Source organism: Calothrix sp. CBUCES-K 9914, from assembly GCF_059640475.1.
This window is the reverse complement of sequence record NZ_JBXXZH010000406.1, coordinates 1-5,544: the sequence shown is the minus strand read 5'-3', so window position 1 is coordinate 5,544 and position 5,544 is coordinate 1. Positions and strand designations below refer to the sequence as shown.

4 protein-coding genes are annotated in these 5,544 nt (G+C 38.0%); 3 read left to right on the top strand and 1 reads right to left on the bottom strand.

Annotation, left to right across the window (positions count from 1 at the left end):
- Positions 1-1,007 (top strand): CHASE2 domain-containing protein (locus tag AC2JBO_RS42560; protein WP_496959658.1); only part of this gene is annotated, 1,007 nt, incomplete at its 5' end.
- Between the two features lie 20 nt (positions 1,008-1,027).
- Here AC2JBO_RS42560 and AC2JBO_RS42555 read toward each other — a convergent pair.
- Entirely contained in the window at positions 1,028-3,607 is a 2,580-nt protein-coding gene (locus AC2JBO_RS42555) for an MBL fold metallo-hydrolase (protein ID WP_496959657.1), read from the bottom strand.
- Positions 3,608-4,082: 475 nt separating this feature from the next.
- Between AC2JBO_RS42555 and AC2JBO_RS42550 the strand changes: the two genes are divergently transcribed.
- Together AC2JBO_RS42550 and AC2JBO_RS42545 are read left to right on the top strand one after the other, a co-directional pair.
- Complete coding sequence (locus AC2JBO_RS42550; protein ID WP_496959656.1) at positions 4,083-4,874, top strand: DUF928 domain-containing protein; 792 nt, start codon at positions 4,083-4,085, stop codon at positions 4,872-4,874.
- Positions 4,875-4,945: 71 nt separating this feature from the next.
- A complete protein-coding gene (locus tag AC2JBO_RS42545; RefSeq protein WP_496959655.1) occupies positions 4,946-5,359 on the top strand; it encodes a secondary thiamine-phosphate synthase enzyme YjbQ in 414 nt (137 codons plus the stop codon).
- Positions 5,360-5,544 lie beyond the last annotated feature (185 nt).

Genomic DNA, 5,544 nt, shown 5'->3' with positions numbered 1-5,544 from the left:
AAAGGCAAGGTTTTTCTTTATCAGACGGGACTTTAGCTCAAGTTATCGAAAATATACAGCGTTTCAACCCTCGTGTAATTGGTTTAGATATTTACCGAGAAAATCCTATTCAAGAAAAATTCAAAAATTTGGTTGCAATAATGCAAAGTGGTAAGTTTATTGGTGTTTGTAAAAGTGGTGAAGATGCTACAGACCCAGGAGTTCCACCATCACCTGATATTTCCGAGTTACGAAATCTCGGTTTTACTGATATTGTAACTGACCCCGATAATATTATACGTCGTCAACTACTTGGTATGGCGCCTTCGTCTGCTCCTCAAGCTAAATGTAAAACAGATAAATCCTTCAGCTTTCGAGTTGCTACTCGTTATTTAGCTAACGAAAAGATTTACTCCCAATTAACTGTCGATAAAAACTTGTCTATCGGAAATAAGGTTTTTCAGAATTTACAACCTAATAGTGGTGGATACCATGATACAAATAGTGGTGGGCATCAAATTTTAATAAATTGGCGTGCTGCAAATCCATATATAAAGAAATTTACAGTTCAAGACGTTTTCAATAATAAATTAACTGCTGATTTAATCCAAAACAAGATTATTTTAATTGGCACTAACGCCGAAAGCTTTAATGATAATCATTGGAATACACCTTATACTAAAGGAAAATGGCCTCACGAGCAAATAGCAGGTGTAGTTGTACAAGCACACATGGTTAGTCAACTTCTTAGTTCTGTTTTAGATAATCGACCGATATTATCTACATGGTCTAAATGGAATGATGTTTTATGGATATGGTGTTGGTCGTTAGTAGGAAGTTTACTAGCTTTGCGTCTCCAAAAAATCCGGCGCCTAATTCTAGCCGTGGTAATTAGCTATGGAATATTATACGGTAGTTGTGTTGTACTTTTTATGTTTGGAATTTGGGCGCCGTTAGTTTCTTGTTGCGTAGTTTTGTTAGGTACTACTGCGGGTGTAGTTTTATATTTACATTACCGCGCGTTGTAAAGACGTTACATGTAACGTCTCTACATTTTGCTGCTTTGACTTTGTTCAAATTCTGGACAAACTCCTTGCGGGTCAATTTGACGGTTGTAAAATATGCTTTCTGGCATTGAACATAAACGACCATCGAAAAATTTACATTTCGCACAGCAATTGACTCCAGACATCATAGTTGATTGTTTTACTACGTGTTGTTGTGTAATCCCCAAAAGAATTAAAGTGTTTTTGTGCCATTTCGCGCGGACGATTCCCATTTGTGAAAGAGACTGCCAACGAGGGTCTGTATCTGCAACTTCTTGAGGAACGCGAATCCATGCACCATCATGTTCTGCAACAATTTCTAATTCAACTTCTTTGGGATTTTCTAATTCGACTTGTTTTTTCTGGCTCAGAAAATCTGGATAAACTCCATATTCTATAGTCTCTCCACAACTAGGAATATGGACGATATAGTTTTTTTGTAAATCAGTTCGCGCTAAATCATGAAGACTATCAGAATTTCCGTGAATGAGAATCAAGTGACGGGGTGCAACTTTTGCAATTACCTGTCCAATTCCAATACGGTCAGTATGTGCTGACAAGTTAAATTTACGAATTTGAGCTTTAACGGTATAATCACTATCATCAATCGTAACTGGTTCACCCGGTTGCATACTTTGTAACAATCGTCCCGGTGATTCTTCGTCTGTGTAACCACTAATAAAAATTGCCGCGTTATCTCTTTCCAATAACGCTTTTGCATAATAAATCGAGGCGCCACCGGTGAGCATTCCAGAAGAGGCAATTACAACGCTTGGTTTGGCAATTGCTAATGGGCGTTCTTGATGTTCGGTAACAAAAATTACTTTTTTACCATCACAAAAAGGTGGAATACGACTATTGGAGGCTAAATTACTAACAGCTTCTGGCAATAAATCTAAATTATCGTTGAAAACATCAGTAACTTTTATTACTAGTCCATCTACGTAAATAGGAATATCGTTATTAAGAAAAAAGCTGCTGGTTTTGAGTAAGAGGATAATCTCCTGCGCGCGTCCGAGTGCAAATGCGGGAATTAGAACGTTACCTCCTTTCGAGACAACGTTCCAAACTGCCTGTACTAATTCTGCTTCTTGTTGCTTACGACTAGGATGAATAGCGGCGCCATAAGTTGCTTCGGTAATTAACATGTCGGCAGTCGGTAGGTCAGATAACTTTAACCCAACGGTGGTACGACTATTGGCAACGTTATAATCTCCTGTATACACCAAGCTACGGTTGCCGTATTTCAAATAAATACAAGCGGCGCCAACGATATGTCCAGCGTTAATGAATTTGACGGTTAATCCTGGTAGCGGCTCAAACTCGACTCCTATTTCTTGAGTTTCTAAGTGTAGAAGAGTTTGTTGTAAATCTTGCTCTTCAAATAATGGTTCAAAGTCTTCATTTCTGAGATTAACCTTTAAACAATCTTCTAACATCACCCGTGCTATCGAGCGAGTCCCTGGAGTGCAAACCATCGGTGTTGCTTTATACATTCGATGCAGTACTGGTAAGGCGCCGATATGGTCTGAGTGCGCGTGGGTAACAAGTATAAGATTTGGATTTTTGAGCAGTTCAAAAGCGGGTAAAGGATTGCTTCCTTTCGGTCGAGTGCCTGCATCAAGTACAATTTCGTAACCGCCCATTTCAACACGAAAACATGAGGCACCTATTGAACGTGCCGCTCCTAACGGAGTTACACGCAATATATCACTTTGGTCTTTTTGATTATCTTCTAAATCATCATCAAAATCATCAAAGTCATCTGAATCATCCTCTATTAATTCTTCTAAGGCAACATTTGACATTTGCGGTGCTGCGTCAAGCTTTGCGGAGTGAATACTGCCCTCGTGAGTTTTAATATTAGTAAAGCAAAACTCGTGTATCGCTAAATGATTTGAGCCGACGGCGCCTTGAATTCTATATTTTTTGTTATCAACTTTACCTTCCCATTCTAAGGTACTTTTAAAGATATTAAAGTTAGATATTTTGATTCCGGGAATACTCTCGACTATTAAAGGCTCTAATTTTAGGCGCCATAACTCTTCAAGCGCGACTGTTGGAGGTGTTGACGTTGCTTTTGCGGTTGGTGTTGCAACCTTGGATGGTACTGTTATTGTAACCGTTTCTAATACTGATTCTAATTCTGATTCTTGGGTACTTGACACATCAGAATCTAATTTAGTGGCTGCTGTAATGGTTAATTTACCTAAAACAAATTCAAAATTTAGCTTATAAAGTTGATTTACCTGTAAAATGGCTGTTGCATTAAAGGTGATTTTACAATTCTTTGAGATTTTGACCAATACCATTCCGCGTTTAGCGACTTGTGTAACTCGCCCTATACAGTATGATTGTTGGGGAGACTCCAGTTTAGATATAATCGCAACACTTACTACTTCTCCAGTCGAATCTGTTGCAGGAACGCACAACCAAAAACCGGAACCTTCATAATCACAATTTCCGCGTATTTTAAGTACTTCACCAGTTATTGCACTTAAATACTGTTTTTCGATTTGACCTTCTATGCACCAAAATATTTCCATCGTTAATTTTTGCTTTGTTTCTGCTATAGATGTCATAAAATCTAAGAAAACTCAATAAAATTTAATAAAATTATTAACTGCGGATAAACCAGTTTTTACTTCTATATTTAAATGTTAATACATGGGCGCCATCTTTTGTTTGACTCCTTGAAGCCTACAAGTTGGGCAATTAATTATTATACCACTCCACGTGTTGGTTGCGTTATTTGTGTTTTAATAATATTTACGAGTTAACTAGATTGATTTTATGGTAATTATTTTTACCATGTAGGCACGGAGAAAACTGGCAACGGATAAAAGCGGATGTAACGGATGGATTATTGGTTATAAACAAAATCCATAGCAACCCTATATAGGAATCAGTTATTAAAAATCAACCATCCGTTACATCCGTTTATCATCCGTTGCCAGTCTTCTTAACCCACCAAATTTTATGGCATAGGTGATCAGGTATGCATAAAATATTTTTGTAATTCCTAGAAACATGTAGAGGTTGAAAAGTAAGTATATTATGAATGGACTTCAGTCATTGCTGCTTAAAAAGATGAATTTGGGAAGCGCTAAGGCACTTACTACGAGCTTAACTACAAGCTTGGTACTGTTTGTGTCGATGTTGTATTTAATACCAGCAATAGCACAGTCAAATAATGATGTGCAAATTAAGTTTAATGAGACTGAACCAGATGCTTCAAGTCAAGGTAGACCGAGTGGAAGAAAAGGTACTGGCAGTCGTGGTGACTGTGTTTCTGTGGAAATACCACTTAACGCGATAGCACCAAATTATAAACCTGGTTTAGCTGTGGAGGAAAATCCGACTTTATGGTTTTATGTTCCTTATCAAGTATCTCAAGTTTCAACAGGGGAATTTTCTCTACAAGATGAGTCAAAGGCTGACGTTGTTCGTTCCTCATTTATAATACCTTCTCAACCAGGTATTGTTAGCTTGAAGTTAAAGACTGCCAAATTAGATATTAATAAAACTTATCAATGGTACTTTAAACTTTATTGTCGTACACAAAGTGCATCTAAATCATCCACACCTGTTTTTGTTAGCGGTGCAGTTCGTAGAGTGGCGCCGAGTCAAAATTTAGTAACACAATTAAAAGCAGCGACTTCACCACGTGCGAGAATTGCGGCTTATGCTACTCAAGGTATATGGTATACTACATTAACAGAGTTAGCTTCTCTCCGTGCAACTGAACCAAAAAATACGACGCTGGTTCAAGATTGGCAAAACTTATTAAACGATGTCGGTTTGAATTACTTAGCTGATAAACCCATTGTTGGAGAAATCGATATTTAATATCGTGTGGGGCTGGCGGTGCCAACCTTACATATTTGTAAAATTAAAAATAGCAAGATAACCTATTAAACATGTCGCATTATCAAAAATTACTCAGAGTTTCTACTAATGCAAAATCGTTACGCAATATTACATCAAATATTGCGGAGATAGTAGCGGAGTCAGGTGTAGAAACTGGTCTTTGCACCCTATTTTTGCGCCATACATCAGCTAGCTTGATTATCCAAGAAAATGCTGACCCCGATGTTCTAAAAGATTTAGCGAATTTTATGGCAAAGCTAGTACCTGAATCAGCAAAATACATTCATGATGCTGAAGGACCCGACGATATGCCAGCGCACATCCGTACTGCTATCACTCACACTTCCGAACACATCCCTATTAATAAGGGACAATTAGTTCTAGGTACATGGCAAGGTATTTATATTTGGGAACATCGTCAACACAATCACGTTAGAGAACTAGTTGTTCATATATCTAGTTAGTGGTGAGTGCTGAGTGGTGTGTAGGTTCGCGCATAAGGCGCTAAATTTAGAACGTGGTTACGTTGTTTCAAGCACCAATTTTCGCACAACCTGGCTAATTTTTTCGCATACGCGCGCTAATTACTGGGCGTTCGCTTATTTTTAGAACCAAAGGGGAATTGAAGCCTTGATGTAAAAGAAAAAAG

What these genes read in the sequence shown, in the direction of transcription:
- AC2JBO_RS42555 (WP_496959657.1), bottom strand. Translation starts at nt 3,607, where the DNA reads ATGACATCTATAGCAGAAACAAAGCAAAAATTAACGATGGAAATATTT.
- AC2JBO_RS42545 (WP_496959655.1), top strand. Translation starts at nt 4,946, where the DNA reads ATGTCGCATTATCAAAAATTACTCAGAGTTTCTACTAATGCAAAATCG.
- AC2JBO_RS42550 (WP_496959656.1), top strand. Translation starts at nt 4,083, where the DNA reads ATGAATGGACTTCAGTCATTGCTGCTTAAAAAGATGAATTTGGGAAGC.